Source organism: Streptomyces sp. NBC_01077 (assembly GCF_045162855.1).
Lineage (GTDB): Bacteria > Actinomycetota > Actinomycetes > Streptomycetales > Streptomycetaceae > Streptomyces.
Genome location: NZ_CP108669.1, coordinates 5724425 through 5741528, shown reverse-complemented (window position 1 = coordinate 5741528; position 17104 = coordinate 5724425). Strand labels below are relative to the sequence as shown.

The window sequence follows — 17104 nt, the reverse complement described above, 5'->3', positions numbered from 1 at the left end:
GACCTGCCGTCGGACGCGCGTACGACCGGTAATGACCGTTCCTGTCCGGTCCGTGAAACCTGAGTGCCGGGCCTTGAAGAGGTCTGGGACGATGGGCCGTATGAGCGCTGCTACCCCTCCCACCGAGCGTCGGGTCTCCGCCCGGATCGGTGCGATCTCCGAGTCCGCCACCCTCGCCGTCGACGCCAAGGCCAAGGCTCTCAAGGCCGCCGGGCGCCCGGTGATCGGTTTCGGCGCGGGTGAGCCCGACTTCCCGACCCCGGACTACATCGTCGACGCGGCCGTCGAGGCCTGCAAGAACCCGAAGTACCACCGCTACACGCCGGCCGGCGGTCTCCCGGAGCTGAAGGCCGCCATCGCCGCCAAGACGCTGCGCGACTCCGGCTACGAGGTCGACGCCTCCCAGGTCCTGGTGACCAACGGCGGCAAGCAGGCGATCTACGAGGCGTTCGCCGCGATCCTCGACCCGGGCGACGAGGTCATCGTCCCGGCGCCGTACTGGACGACGTACCCCGAGTCGATCCGCCTCGCGGGCGGTGTCCCGGTGGAGGTCGTGGCCGACGAGACCACCGGCTACCGGGTCTCGGTGGAGCAGTTGGAGGCGGCCCGTACGGAGAAGACCAAGGTCGTCCTCTTCGTCTCCCCGTCCAACCCGACCGGCGCCGTCTACAGCGAGCCCGAGACCGAGGCCATCGGCCGCTGGGCCGTCGAGCACGGCCTGTGGGTCCTCACGGACGAGATCTACGAGCACCTGGTCTACGGCGGCGCCTCCGCGGTCTCCCTCCCGGCGGTCATGCCGGAGCTGCGCGACAAGTGCATCGTGGTCAACGGTGTCGCGAAGACGTACGCGATGACCGGCTGGCGCGTGGGATGGATCATCGGCCCGAAGGACGTCGTGAAGGCCGCGACGAACCTGCAGTCGCACGCCACGTCCAACGTGAGCAACGTCGCGCAGATCGCCGCCCTCGCCGCCGTCTCGGGCAACCTGGACGCCGTCGCGGAGATGGGGCGCGCCTTCGACCGGCGCCGCCAGACGATCGTGCGGATGCTCAACGAGATCGACGGCGTCCTCTGCCCGAACCCGGAGGGCGCGTTCTACGTGTACCCGTCGGTGAAGGAGCTGCTCGGCAAGGAGATCCGCGGCAAGCGCCCGCAGACCTCGGTCGAGCTGGCCGCCCTGATCCTGGACGAGGCCGAGGTCGCGGTCGTCCCGGGCGAGGCCTTCGGCACGCCGGGCTACCTCCGCCTCTCGTACGCGCTGGGCGACGAGGACCTGGTGGAGGGCGTGTCCCGCCTCCAGAAGCTCCTCGCCGAGGCGACCGACTGATCGCAGTCCCCGCGGGCCCCCTGCTCTTCGGAGCCGGGGGCCCGTTTTTGCGTTCTAGCAAGGTCCCGATCGGGGAAAGGGGGTGCCTTCGTCCATTCGGGTGCGGCAGGATCGGCCGATGGAGCACCTTTACCGCGATCTCACCCTGCTGCCCAAAGCCCATCTGCACCTGCACTTCACCGGTTCGATGCGGCCCACCACCCTCATCGAGCTGGCCGACAAGTACGGCGTGCACCTTCCCGAGGCGCTGAGCAGTGGTACGCCTCCGAAGCTGCGGGCGACCGACGAGCGCGGCTGGTTCCGCTTCCAGCGGCTGTACGACATCGCCCGCTCCTGCCTGCGCTCCCCCGAGGACATCCAGCGGCTCGTCCGCGAGGCCGCCCAGGAGGACGTCAGGGACGGCTCGGGGTGGCTGGAGATCCAGGTCGACCCCACCTCGTACGCCCCCCACCTGGGCGGGCTCATCCCGGCCCTGGAGATCATCCTCGACGCGGTCGACGCGGCCTCGCGGGAGACCGGCCTCGGGATGCGGGTGCTCGTCGCGGCGAACCGGATGAAGCACCCCCTGGAGGCGCGGACGCTCGCCCGGCTCGCGGTGCGGTTCGCGGACCGGGGCGTGGTCGGCTTCGGGCTCTCCAACGACGAGCGGCGCGGCCTGGCCCGGGACTTCGACCGGGCCTTCGCCATCGCGCGTGAGGGCGGCCTGCTCGCGGCCCCGCACGGCGGCGAGCTGACGGGCCCCTCGTCCGTACGGGACTGCCTGGACGATCTTCGGGCGGCCCGGGTCGGCCACGGTGTGCGGTCGGCGGAGGACCCGCGACTCCTTCGCAAGCTCGCGGAGCGCGGGGTGACCTGCGAGGTCTGCCCGGCGTCCAACGTGGCCCTCGGGGTGTACGAGAAGCACGAGGACGTGCCGCTGCGCACGCTCTTCGAGGCGGGTGTCCCGATGGCGCTCGGCGCGGACGACCCGCTGCTCTTCGGCTCGCGGCTGGCGGCGCAGTACGAGATCGCCCGCAAGCACCACGGATTCACGGACACGGAACTGGCCGAGCTGGCCCGTCAGTCGGTGCGGGGCTCGGCGGCCCCGGAGGACGTCCGGGCGAAGCTGCTCGCGGGGATCGACGACTGGATCGCCGCCTGAACCCCCCGGGCTAGCCGATCCCTGCCATCAGGGTGCGCGCGACGCTCCGCGCGAAGTCGTCGACGGAGTCCGGCGGCCGGCGGTCGGGGGTCATCTCCCAGGCGAAGGCGCGCTGGGCGCAGGCTCCGAGGAGCAGCGAGGCGGCGGCCACCGGGTCGGCGTCGGCGGCGATGCGGCCGTGCTGCTGCTCGGCGCGCAGGTAGGCGGCGAGGCCTTCGATGGGCTTGTGGGGACCCATGCCGTACGTGCGCATGGCCTCCTCGTGGCGCTGCTTGAGCTGCGGTTCCGCGTAGAGGGAGGCGACGACCGGGAAGGTCTGCTCGTAGAAGAGGGCGGCCTGCCGGGCGACCTCGGTGAGGTTCGCCTCGACGGTACGGCCGCCGGGGTCGGTGACGAGCGTGCCGAGGAGCCCGCCGAGCTGGGGAAGCCGCTCGTTGAGGACGGCGAGGAAGAGCTCTTCCTTGCTGGTGAAGTACTTGTAGAGGGCGGCTTCCGAGCAGCCCGCGGCCTTGGCGATCTCCTTGGTCGTGGTGCGGGCGAGCCCCACGGTCCGCATGAGGTCGCGTGCGGCGTCCACGATCCGTACCCGGGTCGGCTTCTGTTCCATGCACCCTCCATCCACGCTTGACGGGTGAGTGAGTATCCACTCACCCTAGGGGTGAGTGAACACTTACCCACCCCTAGGAGGGTGCGACATGAAGCTCACCGTCTTCGGTGCGACTGGTGGCATCGGTCAGGAGATCGTCGGCCAGGCGCTGGCCGCGGGCCATGAGGTGACGGCGGTCGTACGGGATCCGGCGCGGCTCACGGCCACCGGCGGACGGCTCACGGTCCTCCGCGCCGACCTCTCCGACCCGGAAGCCCTGCGCGGGGCGCTCGCGGGCCGGGACGCGGTGCTCTCGGGCCTCGGGGCACGAAGCCGCGCGGACGCGGGCGTGGCCGCCCGGCTGACCCGCTCGGTCCTGACGGCCATGGAGGCGGAGAAGGTCCGCCGGCTGCTCGTGGTCAGCGCGGCCCCGGTCGGCCCGGTCCCGGACGGCCAGGGAGTCCTGGACAAGGCCGTCCTCGCGATCATCGGCAACGTCCTGAAGGACGTCTACGCCGACCTGCGGGTCATGGAGTCGGACCTCGCCGCGAGCAGCGCGGACTGGACCTCCGTACGCCCGCCCAGGCTGACGAACAAGCAGGGCACCGGCCACTACCGCACGGTCGTCGGCGGCAACCCGTCCCGGGGCCGCTCGCTGGCCCGCGCGGACGTGGCCCACGCGATGCTGGCGATGATCGACGACCCGGCCACGGTCAGGCAGGGCGTCGGCGTCGCGTACTAGAGCCTGTCCGGTACTAGAGCCTGTCCGGCGCTGGTCCGCCGGGCAGGCCCTGGAACGCCCCGACGAGGACTTCCCGACTAGAGCGCGACGCCCACCGTGACGGGCTCGTTCACCAGGGTGATCCCGAAGGCCTCGTGGACCCCGGCGACGACCTCACGGGCCAGCGCGAGCAGGTCCTCGGCGCTCGCCTCGCCCCGGTTGGTCAGCGCGAGCGTGTGCTTGGTGGAGATCCGCGCGGGCCCGGAGCCGTATCCCTTGGTGAACCCGGCCTTGTCGATCAGCCAGGCGGCGGAGGTCTTCACCGCGCCGTCCTCGCTCGTGGGGAAGGCCGGCGGGGTGACGTCCGCGCCGAGCCGCCCGGCCACACGCGTGAGGAAGGTCTCGTACTCCCCCGCCGTGAGGATCGGGTTGGTGAAGAAGGAGCCGGCGGACCAGGTGTCGTGGTCCGCCGGGTCCAGGACCATGCCCTTGCCGGCGCGCAGTCGCAGCACGGTTTCGCGGGCCTGCGCGAGCGGCACCCGGTCTCCTGCCCCGACGCCGAGGGCGCGGGCGGTCTCGGAGTACTTGATCGGCGCGGAAAGACCGTCCGCGTCCTCCAGCTCGAAGCGGACCCGGAGCACCACATAGCGCTCGGGGTGGTCCTTGAAGAGGCTGTGGCGGTACGAGAAGGCGCACTCGGCGTTGGTGAGGGTGACGGTCTCCTCGGCGCGCCGGTCGTAGGCGACGACCTCGGTCACGGTGGCGGAGACGTCCTGCCCGTACGCGCCGACGTTCTGGATCGGGGTCGCGCCTGCCGAGCCGGGGATGCCGGCCAGGCACTCGATCCCGGCGAGCCCGGCCTCGACGGTCCGGGCGACGGCGTCCGTCCAGACCTCACCGGCGGCGAGCTCCAGCCGCGTCCCGTCGAGGGCGAAGCCCTCGGTCGCGATGCGCAGGGCGGTGCCGTCGAAGCCCTTGTCGCCGATGACCAGGTTGGAACCGCCGCCGATGACCAGCAGCGGGGTGCCGGCGGCGTCCGCCTCACGGACGGCGGCGATCACCTCGTCGTCGGTCGTGGCCGTGACGAGCCGGGCGGCGGGGCCGCCGAGCCGGAAGGTGGTCAGGGGGGCGAGGGGGGCGTCGTGGAGTTCCTGCACGCGCTCAAGAGTACGGGCCTTCATCCGCGCCGTGAGAAAGGCGGACGGCTGTGCCACGGGAAAGGCGGACGGCCCCGCCACTCCTGGCGGGGCCGTACCCGACGCGGTGTCGCCCCCGTCGTCACGCGGTGATCAGGTCCTTCTCCGTCGCCTCGGCCGCGGCCTCCGCCTCGGCCTTGCGCCGTGCCTCCTGGCGCCGCGACGGGGCGAAGAGCACCGCGACCGCGCCGAGCGCCACCGCACCGGCGCCGACCCACAGTGCGGGTTCCAGGCCGTCGACGAAGCTCTGGCCGGACTCGTACCCGCCCTGGGCGGCGAAGATCGAGGCCATCACGGCGACGCCGAGGGCGCCGCCGACCTCGCGGAGCGCGTTGTTGGCGCCGGACGCGATGCCCTGCTCGGACGGGCGGACGCTGGACATCACGAGGTTGGCCGCCGGCGCGAAGTACAGCGCCATGCCGATGCCGCTCACGACGAGGGCGGGGAGCTGGACGGCGTACGAGGCGTCGGCGGTCACGACGAGCGCGAACCAGGCGAGGCCGATCGCCTGGAGGGCGAGGCCCGCGGCGACGACCGGGCGGCCGCCGATCCGGTCGGAGAGGGCGCCCGCGAGCGGCGCGACGATCATCGGCATTCCGGTCCAGGGCAGCATCCGCAGCCCGGCCTCGGTGGGCGAGTAGCCGAGCACGCCCTGCATGTACTGGCTGAGCAGGAAGATCGAGCCGAACATGCCGAGGAACATCAGCAGGCTGGCCGCGTTGATCCCGGAGAAGGCGCGGTTGCGGAAGAGCCGCATGGGCAGCATCGGCGCCTTGCCGTGGATGCCGTGGTGGATGAACCCGCCGATGAGCGCGGAGCCGGCGATCAGTCCGGTGAGGACGGTCAGGGAGGTCCAGCCGTCGATCGGGCCGCGGATCAGCGCGTAGACGATGCCGAACAGGCCGCCGCTGGCGAGGAGCGTGCCGGCGATGTCGAGGCGGGCCCCGGTGCCGTGCGACTCGGCCAGGCGCAGCCGGGCGAGCGGCAGCAGGGCGAGGCCGAGCGGGACGTTCAGCCAGAAGATCCACTGCCAGGAGATGTGTTCGGTGAGCGTGCCGCCGATGAGCGGGCCGGAGGCGACGGCGAGTCCCTGGACGGCGCCCCAGATGCCGAAGGCCATCCCTCGCTTGGCGGCCGGGACGGCCGCGGTGAGCAGGGTCAGCGTGAGCGGCATCATGATCGCGGCGCCGACGCCCTGGACGGCGCGGGCGGCGATCAGGGCGTCGATGCCGGGGGCGAGCCCGGCCGCGGCGGAAGCGCCGGTGAAGACGGTGAGTCCGACGATGAAGAGACGGCGGCGGCCGAAGCGGTCGCCGAGGGCCGCGCCGAACATGAGCAGGACGGCGAAGGTGAGGGTGTACGCGCTCACTGTCCATTCGAGGTCGTGCAGTGCTCCGCCGAGGTCCTCGCGGATCGAGGGGAGGGCGGTGGTGACGACGAGGTTGTCGAGGGCCGCCATGAAGCCGGCGACGCTGGTGATGACGAGCGCCCAGGCGACGGAACCGCGGCGGGCTGCGGGCTGGTTCATTACTGCCCCTCAGATCTCAGGTTAGTTATTGATGACTAACTTACGCGCCCATGAAAGAGCGGGTCGTGCGAGCGGGGACGTACAAGAGCTGACGGCGGCGCTACTTCTCCAGACGACCGAGGACGCGGGCGGAGGGGTAGAACCCCTCCCAGACCCGATGCTCGGGCGGGAAGCCCATGGCGACGAGGGCGTTGATGAGCATCCCGTACGCCAGGAAGGTCGTGGTCTCGTCGGTGTCCGCACCGAGCGCAAGGTGGACGGTCTCCCAGAGCCCCATCCAGCCGGCCCGCACGGCCTCGCCGAACTCGTGCTCGCCGGCCGCCTCGGCGGCGGCGACGGTCACGTACACCTGCATCTGCATCAGGAGCCGCTCGGGCTCCTCGGTGATGATCCGGGTGTACGCGTTGGCCATGGCATGCAGGGCCTCCTCGCCGGACAACCCTTCCGAGGCCTCCTCGAAGACACGGACGGTGTCACTGATGCAGCGCTCGGAGGCGGCCAGGAAGATGGCCTTCTTGCCCGGGAAGAGCCGGAAGAGGTACGGCTGCGAGACGCCGACGCGCTTGGCGATCGCCTCGGTGGACGTGCCGTAGTACCCGCCGCGACTGAACTCGCTCATCGCCGCACGGATGACGCTCTCGCGCCGTTCCTCCGCACTCATTCTGACCATGCGACTAAGTTAGTACTCAATCACTAACTTGGTCAAGGGCAGATCGGGGCGACCGCTTTCCGCGGCCACCCCTCTCCTGGCGATCGGTCTTCTGACGACCGGTGTCGCTACGCGAGCCTGACCACGGCCCGGGACATGCCCAGGACCTTCTGGCCGGCGCACATCGCGACGAGGTCGACCCGCACCTGCTGGTCGTCCAGCTTCGCGGCGACCTTGGCGCTGACCTGGATGACCGCGCCCTGGTCGTCGTTGGGGACGACGACGGGCTTGGTGAAGCGGACGCCGTACTCGACGACGGCGGCGGGGTCACCGGCCCAGTCGGTGACGACGCGGACCGCCTCGGCCATGGTGAACATGCCGTGGGCGATGACATCGGGGAGGCCGACCCCCACCGCGAACTTCTCGTTCCAGTGGATGGGGTTGAAGTCACCGGAGGCGCCGGCGTACCGGACGAGCGTGGCGCGCGTCACGGGGAAGGTCTGCGCGGGCAGCTCGGTGCCGACCTCGACCTCGTCGTAGGCGATCTTCGCGGTCATGGTCAGGCCCCCTCGGGTGCGCGGGAGACGAGCTTGGTCCAGGCGGTCACGACGTGCTCGCCGGAGGCGTCGTGGACCTCTCCGCGAATGTCCAGGACGTCGTTGCCGGCGAGGGACTTGATCCCCTCGATGGTGGAGGTCACCGAGAGCCGGTCCCCGGCACGCACGGGCCGGGTGTAGACGAACTTCTGGTCGCCGTGGACGACCCGGCTGTAGTCGAGGCCCAGCTGGGGGTCCTCGACGACCGCGCCGGCCGCCTTGAATGTGATGGCGAACACAAAGGTCGGCGGAGCGATCACATCGGGATGCCCGAGTTCCTTGGCCGCTTCCTGGTCGACGTAGGCGGGATTCGCGTCCCCGATCGCCTCGGCGAACTCGCGGATCTTCTCGCGGCCGACCTCGTAGGGCGGGGTGGGCGGATAGGTCCGGCCCACGAAGGACTGGTCGAGCGCCATGGACTCGATACCTCCTGGATTTGTTGCCGACAAACGACACGAGGCCGCCCCCGAGTGGGGACGGCCTCGTGTACGAGCCTGATTAGCGCGTCTCGCGGTGCGCCGTGTGCGAGTTGCAGCGAGGGCAGTGCTTCTTCATCTCAAGACGGTCCGGGTTGTTACGCCGGTTCTTCTTGGTGATGTAGTTCCGCTCCTTGCACTCCACGCAGGCCAGCGTGATCTTCGGGCGGACGTCGGTGGCAGCCACGTGAGTGCTCCTTGGACGGATGGGACGGATGAACGCATAAAAGAGTAGCCGATCGAAGGACCGACCCCACAATCGGCTACCGTGTGTAGCGGTGACCGGACTTGAACCGGTGACACAGCGATTATGAGCCGCTTGCTCTACCGACTGAGCTACACCGCTTTGATGATCCGGATCCCGTCCGAAGACGGGTCCTTCTCACCAGAGCCCCAATACGGAATCGAACCGTAGACCTTCTCCTTACCATGGAGACGCTCTACCGACTGAGCTATTGGGGCGAGCGAGGAAGACATTACACGGTCTCCGGCCCATCACCCAAATCCGTTTCGCGGCGCCCGCCCGACGGTCCTCACCAGGCGTCACGTACGCCACTCGTGGCCTCATCGGTACGACTATTGCGCTCCTCCTCGAAGCTCGGTCCGAGCGCCCCTAGGCTCGGCTCCCACGCTTCGTGATCTTGATCTGAGGAGCCCTGAAGGAGCCCCCGATGTCAGCCGACAGCAAGCAGCCCCAGCCGCCCGAGGACGGGGCCGCCACCACGGCCGACTCGACCTCGCTCCTGCTCTCCCACGCACGGCTCACCGACGGGCGGACCGTCGACGTACGGCTCGTCGGCGGCCGGATCGAGGCGGTCGGCACGGCCGGCAGCCTCACCGCCGTGGGCGCGCGCGTGGACCTCGCCGGCTATCTGCTGCTGCCCGCCGCCGCCGAACCCCACGCCCACTCCGACACCGCGCTCTCCGCCGACTCCCCCGGGCCCGTCTCGTACGCCCCCGAGGAGGTGCAGCGCCGGGCCACCGAGGCGGCGCTGCTTCAGCTCGGCCACGGCGCGACCGCGCTCCGCGCGCACGTGCGGATCGGCGGCGTGCAGGGCCTCGGGCCGCTGGAGGCCGTGCTGCAGGCCCGGCGTTCGCTGCGCGGCCTCGTCGACCTCACGACCGTGGCCGTGCCCCGGCTGCTCACCGGGGTGGCGGGCGCGGACGGCCTGGCGATGCTTCGGGACGCGGTGAAGATGGGCGCCGGGGTCGTCGGCGGCTGCCCGGACCTCGACCCGGACCCGACCGGCTACGTCGAGGCGGTCCTGGAGGTCGCGGCCGAGCACAGTGTGCCGGTCGATCTGCACACCGACGGGGACGACCCGGCCCGGCTCGCCCGGCTCGCGGCGATGGCCGGCGGGCTGCGGCCCGGCGTGACGATCGGACCGTGCGCGGGCCTCGGCCGGCTCCCCTCCGACGTGGCGCGGCGGGCGGCGGACGGACTCGCGGCGGCCGGCGTGACGGTGGTGTGCCTGCCGCAGGGCGGCTGCGGGGGTACGGAGCGGCGCGGGGCGGCACCGGTACGGCTGCTGCGGGCGGCCGGGGTGCGGGTCGCGGCGGGCAGCGGGGCGATGCGGGACGTGGCCAACCCGGTGGGGCGCGGGGATCCGCTGGAGGCGGCGTACCTCCTCGCCTCGCTCGGCGGGCTGCCGCCGGAGGCGGCGTACGGGGCGGTGAGCGCGGAGGCGCGGGCGGCGATGGGGCTGCCCGAGGTGCGGGTGGAGGCCGGTTTCCCGGCGGAGCTCCTCGCGGTGCGCGGCGAGCGCCTGTCGGGCGTGCTGTCGCTCGCGTACAGCCGGATCGTGGTGCACCGTGGGCGGGTGGTGGCCCGGACGAGCGCGGTGCGGGAGTACTGCGACTCGGCGGCGGCACTCGACCTGCCGCGCCAGGCGCGCCCGGAGCGGCCGCCCGAGCCGGGAAGCCCTCCGGCCGGTCCCGTCGTACGGTCGTGAGTATGCGCATCGTCATCGCTGGAGGACACGGACAGATCGCCCTGCGCCTGGAGAGGCTGCTCTCGGCGGGCGGGCACGAGGTCGCGGGAATCATCCGCAAACCGGAACAGGCCGGAGACCTGCGGGACGCGGGGGCCGAGCCCGTCGTCCTGGACCTGGAGTCGGCGTCGGTCGAGATGGTCGCCGCCGTGCTGCAAGGCGCCGACGCGGCCGTCTTCGCGGCCGGCGCGGGCGCGGGCAGCGGCGCGGACCGCAAGGACACGGTGGACCGCGCGGCGGCCGTCCTGTTCGCCGAGGCGGCGGAACGCGCGGGCGTACGCCGCTACATCGTCGTCTCGTCGATGGGCGCGGACGCGACGCACGCGGGTGACGGCGTCTTCGACGCGTACCTGCGCGCGAAGGGAGCCGCCGACGACGAGGTCCGCTCCCGTGCGGACCTGGACTGGACGATCCTGCGCCCCGGCAGCCTGACGAACGACGCGGGCACGGGCATGGTCCGTCTGGAGGCCCGCACGGGCCGCGGCCCGGTCCCCCGCGACGACGTGGCCGCGACCCTCGCCGAACTCCTGGACACCCCGGCGACGGCCGGCCTGACCCTGGAACTGGTCGCGGGCTCGACCCCGCTCTCGGTCGCGGTCAAGGACGTGGCCGGAAACTGAGGCCCCGTCGGCCCCCGAGAAACGAAGGAAGGTCCCCGGTGCAAGCACCGGGGACCTTCCGTTTCGCGTGGCGACGCCAGGATTCGAACCTGGGTAGGCTAAGCCGACGGATTTACAGTCCGCTCCCATTGGCCACTCGGGCACATCGCCATGAGACTGCTGCCGTGGAGCCGCTTTTCGGCGGTGTTCCGTGGCAACGACGTAAACAATACCTGATCCCCGGGGGTGGTTCGCCACCGGATTGATCAGCGGTTCGGGCCGTGGTGCACCCCCTAGGGTTGGGTCGTACCCCACAGCATCCGAGCAAGGAGCCACGAGTCATGGCCGACTCCAGTTTCGACATCGTGTCCAAGGTCGAGCGGCAGGAGGTCGACAACGCCCTCAACCAGGCCGTGAAGGAGATCTCCCAGCGCTACGACTTCAAGGGAACCAACGCCTCGATCTCGTGGTCGGGCGAGAAGATCCTCATGCAGGCGAACGGCGAGGAGCGCGTCCTGGCGATCCTCGACATCTTCCAGACCAAGCTGATCAAGCGCGGGATCTCGCTGAAGTCGCTGGACGTCGAGGGTGAGCCGCAGCTGTCCGGCAAGGAGTACAAGCTCTTCGCGTCGGTCACCGAGGGCATCTCCCAGGAGAACGCCAAGAAGGTCGCGAAGGCCATCCGCGACGAGGGCCCCAAGGGCGTCAAGGCGCAGGTCCAGGGTGACGAGCTGCGGGTCAGCTCGAAGAGCCGGGACGACCTGCAGGCCGTGCAGACGCTGCTCAAGGGCAAGGACTTCGAGTTCGCGATCCAGTTCGTGAACTACCGCTGACCCTGCCGCCCGGTCGAGGCTCGTGTCCGAATACCGCCAGCCCGAGGCTCGGCGGGCCCCGCACACTGGACGTGGAAGACCCGTGCGGGGAGAGGAACCAGTCATGACCGTGTACGCGTACGTCGACGGCCCCCTGGGCGAGATGCTGCTGGTCGGGCAGCTCGCCGAAGGGGGCCGTGCCGTGTTGCGCTCGCTGTCCCTGCCGGGGCAGAAGGGTGCCGTCGAGGTCGAGGACGGGTGGATCCTGGCGCCCGAGGCCTTCGCGGACGTCGCCGGGCAGCTCGGGGAGTACTTCGACGGGCGGCGCGACCGGTTCGACCTTCCGCTCGACGGCGACGCCGGGACCGAGTTCCAGCGGCGCGTCTGGCGGGCCCTGGAGGAGATCCCGTACGGCACGACCGTCTCGTACGGGGAGATCGCCCGGCGGGTCGGTTCCGCGGGCGCCGGGGTACGGGCCGTGGGGACCGCGATCGGGCGCAATCCGCTGCTCGTGGTGCGGCCATGTCACCGGGTGATCGGAGCGGACGGGAGTCTGCGCGGGTACGCGGCGGGACTTGAGCGCAAGGAGCGGCTCCTCGGCCTGGAGGGAGCCCCGGTGTGACCGAGGGGCTGTTTCCCCGCGAGCGGGCGACGGTCGCGCCCGGCGCCGTGCACGTGCCCGCGTGGCTCCCGTTCGCGCGGCAGCGGGAGTTGGTGGGCGTCTGCCGTGAGTGGGGGCGCGGGCCGGTGCCGTACCGGCAGACCGTGCTGCCCGGCGGGGGTGTGATGTCGGTGCGGTCGCTGTGTCTGGGCCGGCAGTGGGTGCCGTACCGGTATCTCGACTCCGTCGGTGTCCCGTTGCCCGGTTGGCTGGTGGCCCTGGGCCGGGAGGCGCTCGCCGAGGCGTACGGGGACGACGGCGGATTCACTCCCGACACCGCGCTCGTGAACTTCTACGCGCCGGGGGCGCGGATGGGCATGCACCAGGACCGCGAGGAGCGTTCGGACGCGCCGGTGGTGTCGCTCAGCCTCGGGGACCGGTGCGTGTTCAGGTTCGGCAACGAGGAGAGCCGGGGCCGCCCGTACCAGGACGTCGACCTGGCCTCCGGCGACCTGTTCGTGTTCGGCGGGGATTCGCGGTGGGTCCATCACGGGGTGCCGAAGGTGTATCCGGGGACGGCCGATCCGGCGCTCGGGCTCACCGGGCGACTCAACATCACCCTGCGGGAGACCGGGCTCCGGGGCACGGACCGATCAGCAGGACACAGCCCCTAGGCTGCGGCGTATGAGTGCTGAGCTGCGGCGGTCCCTCGGTGTCTTCGACGCGGTCGTGATCGGGCTCGGCGCCATGATCGGGGCCGGGATCTTCGTCGCGCTCGGGCCCGCCGCGGGGGCCGCCGGGTCCGGGGGCGGGCTGCTTCTGGCGCTCGGGATCGCCGCCGTCGTCGCGTACTGCAATGCCATGGCCTCGGCACGGCTAGCGGCCCGGTACCCCAGTTCGGGCGGCACCTATGTGTACGGTCGCGAATGCCTCGGATCGTTCTGGGGGTACCTGGCCGGCTGGGCGTTCGTGGTCGGCAAGACGGCCTCGTGCGCGGCGATGGCGCTGACCGTCGGGGCGTACGCGTGGCCGGAGCAGGCGCACGCGGTGGCGGTGGCCGCCGTGGTGGCCCTGACAGCCGTCAACTACCGGGGAGTTCAGAAGTCCGCGTTGCTCACGCGGGCGATCGTGGGGCTCGTCCTCGCGGTCCTCGCCGCTGTCGTCGTGGTGAGCTTCGGAGCCGGTGGGACGCAGCCGATCTCGCTCGGCGGGGAGCTCACCACCGGCGGGGTGCTCCAGGCCGCGGGTTTGCTCTTCTTCGCATTCGCGGGGTACGCGCGCATCGCCACGCTCGGCGAGGAGGTCCGCGACCCGGCCCGGACGATCCCCCGGGCCGTGCCCGTGGCGCTCGGGATCGCGCTCGCCGTCTACGCGCTCGTGACGGTGAGCGTGCTCACCGTCCTCGGCCCCGAGGCCCTCGCCGACTCCCCCGCGCCGCTGACGGACACGGCCCGGGCGGCGGGCGCCGCCTGGCTGGTGCCGGTCGTCGCCGTCGGGGCGGTCGTCGCGGCGCTCGGCTCGCTGCTCTCGCTGATCCTCGGGGTGTCCCGTACGACCCTGGCGATGGCCCGGGACGCCTATCTGCCGACCGCACTCGCAGCCGTCCACCCCCGGTTCCAGGTGCCGCACCGGGCCGAGCTCGCGGTGGGCGCCGTGGTGGCCGTCGTGGCGGCGACGGCGGACGTGCGGGGCGCGATCGGATTCTCGTCCTTCGGGGTGCTCGTCTACTACGGCATCGCGAACGCCTCCGCCTGGACCCTGGGGCCGGCGCTCCGGCCTCTCGCCGCGCTCGGCCTCGGGGGGTGCGCGGCGCTCGCGTTCGCGCTGCCGCTCGGGTCGGTTTTCGTCGGGTCCGCGGTCGTCGCCGCCGGGGTGGTGGCCTGGGCCGTCAGTCGAGGACGAGCCGCACCCCCGCGTCCCTGAAGCCGTCGACGAACTCCTGGAAGGTGGCGGGGCGGCGGTCGGCGTACGGCAGGACGCCCAGGCAGGCGCGGGCCACGTCGGCCCGGTGCCAGACGAGGGTGGTGCCCGCCAGCTGCTCGCCGATCGCCCTGGGCGCCCCCACGCCGAGGCTGCGGCCGGGGCCGTGCACGGCCTCCCCGAGGGCGCACAGGAACGAGTCCTCGTCGACGACGTCGGCCCCGTGCAGGTGGTACGTGGCTCCCGGGGTGATCTCCGGGGCGCCGTACGACCGGCGGGCGGCCTGCTTCAGCCACTCGCCGCGCGCCGCTCCGGTGAACCGCCGCCAGGTGCCCGGCTCGGCGGGCCGGTCGCGGTGCCACAGGTCCCAGACCTCCCGGGACTGGTGCGGGATCAGGCCCGCCCGGGGGAAGGCCACGGTGAGGTCGACGAGGTCGTGGTGGCGGGCGGAGGTGCCCCAGCCGGTGACGCGGCCCGCCTCGGCCTCGTGGTGCACGCTCCCGACCCAGGAGAGGACCTGGTAGCGGACGGCCTCGAACTCCACCTGGCCGGCGGCCAGGGCGTCACGGAGCCCGCCGCGCGGGGAGCAGCCGAGGAAGGTGACCTCGGTGTGGGTCCGCCCGAGTGGTTCCGGCGCGACGGGGACCAGGTGGGCGCAGGGGAGGGCGCCGTGCCCGCCGTACGCCCGCCGGGGCGGGCCCGAGGACTCGACGGTGACGACGTCACCGCGCGCGCCGAGGACGCGGACCTCTTCGAAGAACCACGCGAGGCCGTCGTGGGTCTGGACGTGGAGCCTGCCGAACGGGGCCGAGCCCTCGACGACGGCCTGGGTGACGGCCCGGGCCAGGTCCCCGCGCGGTTCGCAGCCGCGGAGCTCGTGGACGGCACGTGGCGGCGGGGCGGGGTCCCCGTACAGGCCGTCGACGTCCTGGCAGACGGCGACCGCGTACATGCCGGAGACCAGGCAGTACCTCGGGTTGTGCACCGGTGCCCTCAGTGGCCCTGCCGGTCGTACGCGCCGTATGCGCCGTACGCCTCGTCCGTCCGGACGATCTCCTTGCCGAGCGGCAGCAGCGACACCGGGATCAACTTGAAGTTCGCGATGCCGAGCGGGATGCCGATGATCGTGATGCACAGGACGATGCCGGTGGTGATGTGGCCGAGGGCGAGCCACCAGCCGGCCAGGATCAGCCACAGGACGTTGCCCACGCAGGAGGGCGCGCCCGCGTCGCGGCGGTCCACGACCGTGTACCCGAAGGGCCACAGTGCGTAGATCCCGATACGGAAGGCGGCCAGTCCGAAGGGGATACCGATGATCGTGATGCAGAGCAGGACGCCCGCGAGCATGTAGCCGAGGAACATCCAGAATCCGCAGAGGATCAGCCATATGACGTTGAGGATCGTCTTCACGGGCGTCGACCTGCCATCTGTTCGAGCCGAGCGATCCGCTCGGCCATCGGCGGATGGGTGGAGAACATCTTGGACAGGCCCTTTCCGGGCCCGAACGGGTTCGCGATCATCATGTGGCTCGCGGTCTCGATCCGGGGCTCGGCGGGCAGCGGCAGCTGTTTGGTGCCCGCGTCGAGCTTCCGCAGGGCGCTGGCGAGGGCGAGCGGGTCGCCGGTGAGCTGGGATCCCGAGGCGTCGGCCTCGTACTCGCGGGAGCGGGAGATGGCCAGCTGGATGATCGAGGCGGCGATCGGGCCGAGGATGAGGACCAGGAGGTAACCGAGGATGCCCGGTCCGTCGTCGTCGCTGGAGCGGCCGACCGGGATCAGCCAGGCGAAGTTGACCAGGAACATGATCACGGAGGCGAGTGCTCCGGCGACCGAGGAGATGAGGATGTCCCGGTTGTAGACATGGCTCAGCTCGTGGCCGATGACCCCGCGCAGCTCGCGCTCGTCGAGGATCGCGAGGATGCCCTCGGTGCAGCAGACCGCCGCGTTGCGCGGGTTGCGGCCGGTCGCGAAGGCGTTGGGCGCCTGGGTCGGTGAGATGTAGAGCCGTGGCATGGGCTGACGCGCCTGCGTGGACAGCTCCCGCACCATCTTGTAGAGCGCGGGGGCCTCGAACTCGCTGACCGGCCGGGCGCGCATGGCCCGCAACGCCAGCTTGTCGCTGTTCCAGTACGCGTACGCGTTGGTGCCGAGCGCCACGAACAGCGCGACGATCAGCCCCGTACGTCCGAAGAAGCTGCCGATGACGATGATGAGGGCGGAGAGCCCTCCGAGGAGTACGGCGGTCCTCAGCCCGTTGTGCCGGCGGTGCACGGTACGCCCTCCAAGTGGTGCGGCAGGGGAACCCTTTGCTTCGTGGTGGTCCGCCCCCGGACTTCGTCCGGGAGGGACCCCCAGGTCCAGTGGACCCTTCCGTACTGGTCAACGCCAGGCGGGAGGTTCGGGTTCCCCCGGCCGCACCGGGGGCGCTGTGGGCCGTTCGGGTGATCGGCGGGAGGCGATCAGCCGGGAGGTGATCAGCGGGCCGCCGGGACGCTCAGCTTCTCCAGGGTGGTGGCGACGGGCTCGACCTCGCTCGTGCAGTGGGCACAGCGGGAGGCGACGGCCGGGATCTCGGTGAAGCAGCGGGGACAGTCGCGCTTCTCGGCCTTGGGGTCGGCGGCCTCCTCCTTCGCGAACCTCTCCTGGACCTTCGCCAGCGGGGCGACGATCAGGAAGTAGAGGACCGCGGCGGTGATGACGAAGGCTATGGCGGCCGAGATGGCGAGGCCGTAGGGGAAGACGGTCTTGCCGACGCTGAACTTCGCCTCGCTGAAGTCACCGACGGATCCGGTCGCGAGACCGATGAGCGGGGTGATGAAGGCCTTGCTGAAGCCCGTGACGACGGCCGTGAACGCCGTTCCGACGGCCAGACCGATGGCCATCGAGATGACGTTCCCGCGCAGTATGAAGTCCTTGAATCCGTTCAGCACGGTGTTTCTCGCTCCCAGATGTTTCGTTTGTG

At 71.5% G+C, this 17104-nt stretch carries 20 protein-coding genes and 3 tRNA genes; 9 read left to right on the top strand and 14 right to left on the bottom strand.

Going from position 1 to position 17104, the window contains the following annotated elements; translation table 11 throughout:
• Nucleotides 1-100 precede the first annotated feature (100 nt).
• Both OG462_RS26030 and OG462_RS26025 read left to right on the top strand, forming a co-directional pair.
• A complete protein-coding gene (locus OG462_RS26030; RefSeq protein ID WP_406061207.1) occupies nucleotides 101-1327 on the top strand; it encodes a pyridoxal phosphate-dependent aminotransferase in 1227 nt (408 codons plus the stop codon).
• A 118-nt stretch (nucleotides 1328-1445) separates the two neighbouring features.
• The gene (locus OG462_RS26025) at nucleotides 1446-2468 is read left to right on the top strand and encodes an adenosine deaminase (protein WP_406061205.1); all 1023 of its coding nucleotides are present in this window, start codon (nucleotides 1446-1448) and stop codon (nucleotides 2466-2468) included.
• 10 nt (nucleotides 2469-2478) lie between these two features.
• On the opposite strand, the gene OG462_RS26020 is transcribed toward OG462_RS26025, so the two are convergent.
• A complete protein-coding gene (locus OG462_RS26020) occupies nucleotides 2479-3075 on the bottom strand; it encodes a TetR/AcrR family transcriptional regulator (protein WP_406061203.1) in 597 nt (198 codons plus the stop codon).
• 88 nt (nucleotides 3076-3163) lie between these two features.
• Here OG462_RS26020 and OG462_RS26015 point away from each other — a divergent pair, with 88 nt between their 5' ends.
• Nucleotides 3164-3796, top strand: a complete 633-nt coding sequence (locus tag OG462_RS26015) for an NAD(P)-dependent oxidoreductase (protein ID WP_406061201.1) — start codon at nucleotides 3164-3166, stop codon at nucleotides 3794-3796.
• A gap of 77 nt (nucleotides 3797-3873) precedes the next feature.
• Here OG462_RS26015 and OG462_RS26010 read toward each other — a convergent pair whose 3' ends face one another.
• The 8 genes from OG462_RS26010 to OG462_RS25975 form a co-directional block, all read right to left on the bottom strand.
• A complete protein-coding gene (locus OG462_RS26010) occupies nucleotides 3874-4956 on the bottom strand; it encodes a UDP-N-acetylmuramate dehydrogenase (RefSeq protein WP_406066717.1) in 1083 nt (360 codons plus the stop codon).
• A gap of 97 nt (nucleotides 4957-5053) precedes the next feature.
• Nucleotides 5054-6499, bottom strand: a complete 1446-nt coding sequence (locus OG462_RS26005) for an MFS transporter (protein WP_406061199.1) — start codon at nucleotides 6497-6499, stop codon at nucleotides 5054-5056.
• Nucleotides 6500-6599: 100 nt separating this feature from the next.
• Complete coding sequence (locus OG462_RS26000; RefSeq protein WP_406061197.1) at nucleotides 6600-7169, bottom strand: TetR/AcrR family transcriptional regulator; 570 nt, start codon at nucleotides 7167-7169, stop codon at nucleotides 6600-6602.
• Nucleotides 7170-7276: 107 nt separating this feature from the next.
• Nucleotides 7277-7705 carry a MaoC family dehydratase gene (locus OG462_RS25995; RefSeq protein WP_406061195.1) on the bottom strand — a complete coding sequence of 143 codons (429 nt, stop codon included), beginning with the start codon at nucleotides 7703-7705 and terminating at the stop codon, nucleotides 7277-7279.
• A gap of 2 nt (nucleotides 7706-7707) precedes the next feature.
• Nucleotides 7708-8160, bottom strand: a complete 453-nt coding sequence (locus OG462_RS25990; RefSeq protein WP_406061193.1) for a MaoC family dehydratase N-terminal domain-containing protein — start codon at nucleotides 8158-8160, stop codon at nucleotides 7708-7710.
• Nucleotides 8161-8242: 82 nt separating this feature from the next.
• Nucleotides 8243-8407: a 50S ribosomal protein L33 gene (rpmG, locus tag OG462_RS25985; protein ID WP_003956487.1), complete on the bottom strand. Its 165-nt coding sequence runs from the start codon at nucleotides 8405-8407 to the stop codon at nucleotides 8243-8245.
• Nucleotides 8408-8493: 86 nt separating this feature from the next.
• Nucleotides 8494-8566, bottom strand: a tRNA-Met gene (locus tag OG462_RS25980).
• 43 nt (nucleotides 8567-8609) lie between these two features.
• Nucleotides 8610-8682: transfer RNA gene (locus OG462_RS25975), tRNA-Thr, on the bottom strand.
• Nucleotides 8683-8891: 209 nt separating this feature from the next.
• Between OG462_RS25975 and OG462_RS25970 the strand changes: the two genes are divergently transcribed.
• Nucleotides 8892-10172, top strand: coding sequence for an amidohydrolase family protein (locus OG462_RS25970; protein WP_406061191.1), 1281 nt, complete (start codon nucleotides 8892-8894; stop codon nucleotides 10170-10172).
• 2 nt (nucleotides 10173-10174) lie between these two features.
• Nucleotides 10175-10831: an NAD(P)H-binding protein gene (locus tag OG462_RS25965; RefSeq protein WP_406061189.1), complete on the top strand. Its 657-nt coding sequence runs from the start codon at nucleotides 10175-10177 to the stop codon at nucleotides 10829-10831.
• A gap of 68 nt (nucleotides 10832-10899) precedes the next feature.
• Here OG462_RS25965 and OG462_RS25960 read toward each other — a convergent pair.
• Nucleotides 10900-10981, bottom strand: a tRNA-Tyr gene (locus OG462_RS25960).
• 170 nt (nucleotides 10982-11151) lie between these two features.
• Here OG462_RS25960 and OG462_RS25955 point away from each other — a divergent pair.
• The 4 genes from OG462_RS25955 to OG462_RS25940 all read left to right on the top strand — a co-directional run bounded on the left by OG462_RS25955 (nucleotide 11152) and on the right by OG462_RS25940 (nucleotide 14146).
• Nucleotides 11152-11643: a YajQ family cyclic di-GMP-binding protein gene (locus OG462_RS25955; RefSeq protein ID WP_406061187.1), complete on the top strand. Its 492-nt coding sequence runs from the start codon at nucleotides 11152-11154 to the stop codon at nucleotides 11641-11643.
• Between the two features lie 103 nt (nucleotides 11644-11746).
• Complete coding sequence (locus OG462_RS25950; protein WP_406061185.1) at nucleotides 11747-12244, top strand: methylated-DNA--[protein]-cysteine S-methyltransferase; 498 nt, start codon at nucleotides 11747-11749, stop codon at nucleotides 12242-12244.
• Nucleotides 12241-12897 carry an alpha-ketoglutarate-dependent dioxygenase AlkB family protein gene (locus OG462_RS25945; protein WP_406061184.1) on the top strand — a complete coding sequence of 219 codons (657 nt, stop codon included), beginning with the start codon at nucleotides 12241-12243 and terminating at the stop codon, nucleotides 12895-12897. The genes OG462_RS25950 and OG462_RS25945 overlap by 4 nt, the downstream gene beginning before the upstream one ends.
• A 10-nt stretch (nucleotides 12898-12907) precedes the next feature.
• Nucleotides 12908-14146, top strand: coding sequence for an APC family permease (locus tag OG462_RS25940; RefSeq protein ID WP_406061182.1), 1239 nt, complete (start codon nucleotides 12908-12910; stop codon nucleotides 14144-14146).
• On the opposite strand, the gene OG462_RS25935 is transcribed toward OG462_RS25940, so the two are convergent.
• From OG462_RS25935 to mscL, 4 genes are all read right to left on the bottom strand, one after another.
• Nucleotides 14112-15128 (bottom strand): hypothetical protein, encoded by a 1017-nt coding sequence (locus tag OG462_RS25935; protein ID WP_406061180.1) that lies wholly within the window; start codon nucleotides 15126-15128, stop codon nucleotides 14112-14114. The genes OG462_RS25940 and OG462_RS25935 overlap by 35 nt on opposite strands.
• A gap of 8 nt (nucleotides 15129-15136) precedes the next feature.
• A complete protein-coding gene (locus OG462_RS25930; RefSeq protein WP_406061179.1) occupies nucleotides 15137-15553 on the bottom strand; it encodes a YccF domain-containing protein in 417 nt (138 codons plus the stop codon).
• On the bottom strand, nucleotides 15550-16413 hold the full coding sequence (gene htpX / locus OG462_RS25925; RefSeq protein ID WP_406061177.1) for a zinc metalloprotease HtpX: 864 nt from the start codon (nucleotides 16411-16413) through the stop codon (nucleotides 15550-15552). The genes OG462_RS25930 and htpX overlap by 4 nt, the downstream gene beginning before the upstream one ends.
• Nucleotides 16414-16616: 203 nt before the next feature.
• Complete coding sequence (mscL, locus tag OG462_RS25920; protein WP_406061175.1) at nucleotides 16617-17072, bottom strand: large conductance mechanosensitive channel protein MscL; 456 nt, start codon at nucleotides 17070-17072, stop codon at nucleotides 16617-16619.
• Between the last annotated feature and the right edge of the window lie 32 nt (nucleotides 17073-17104).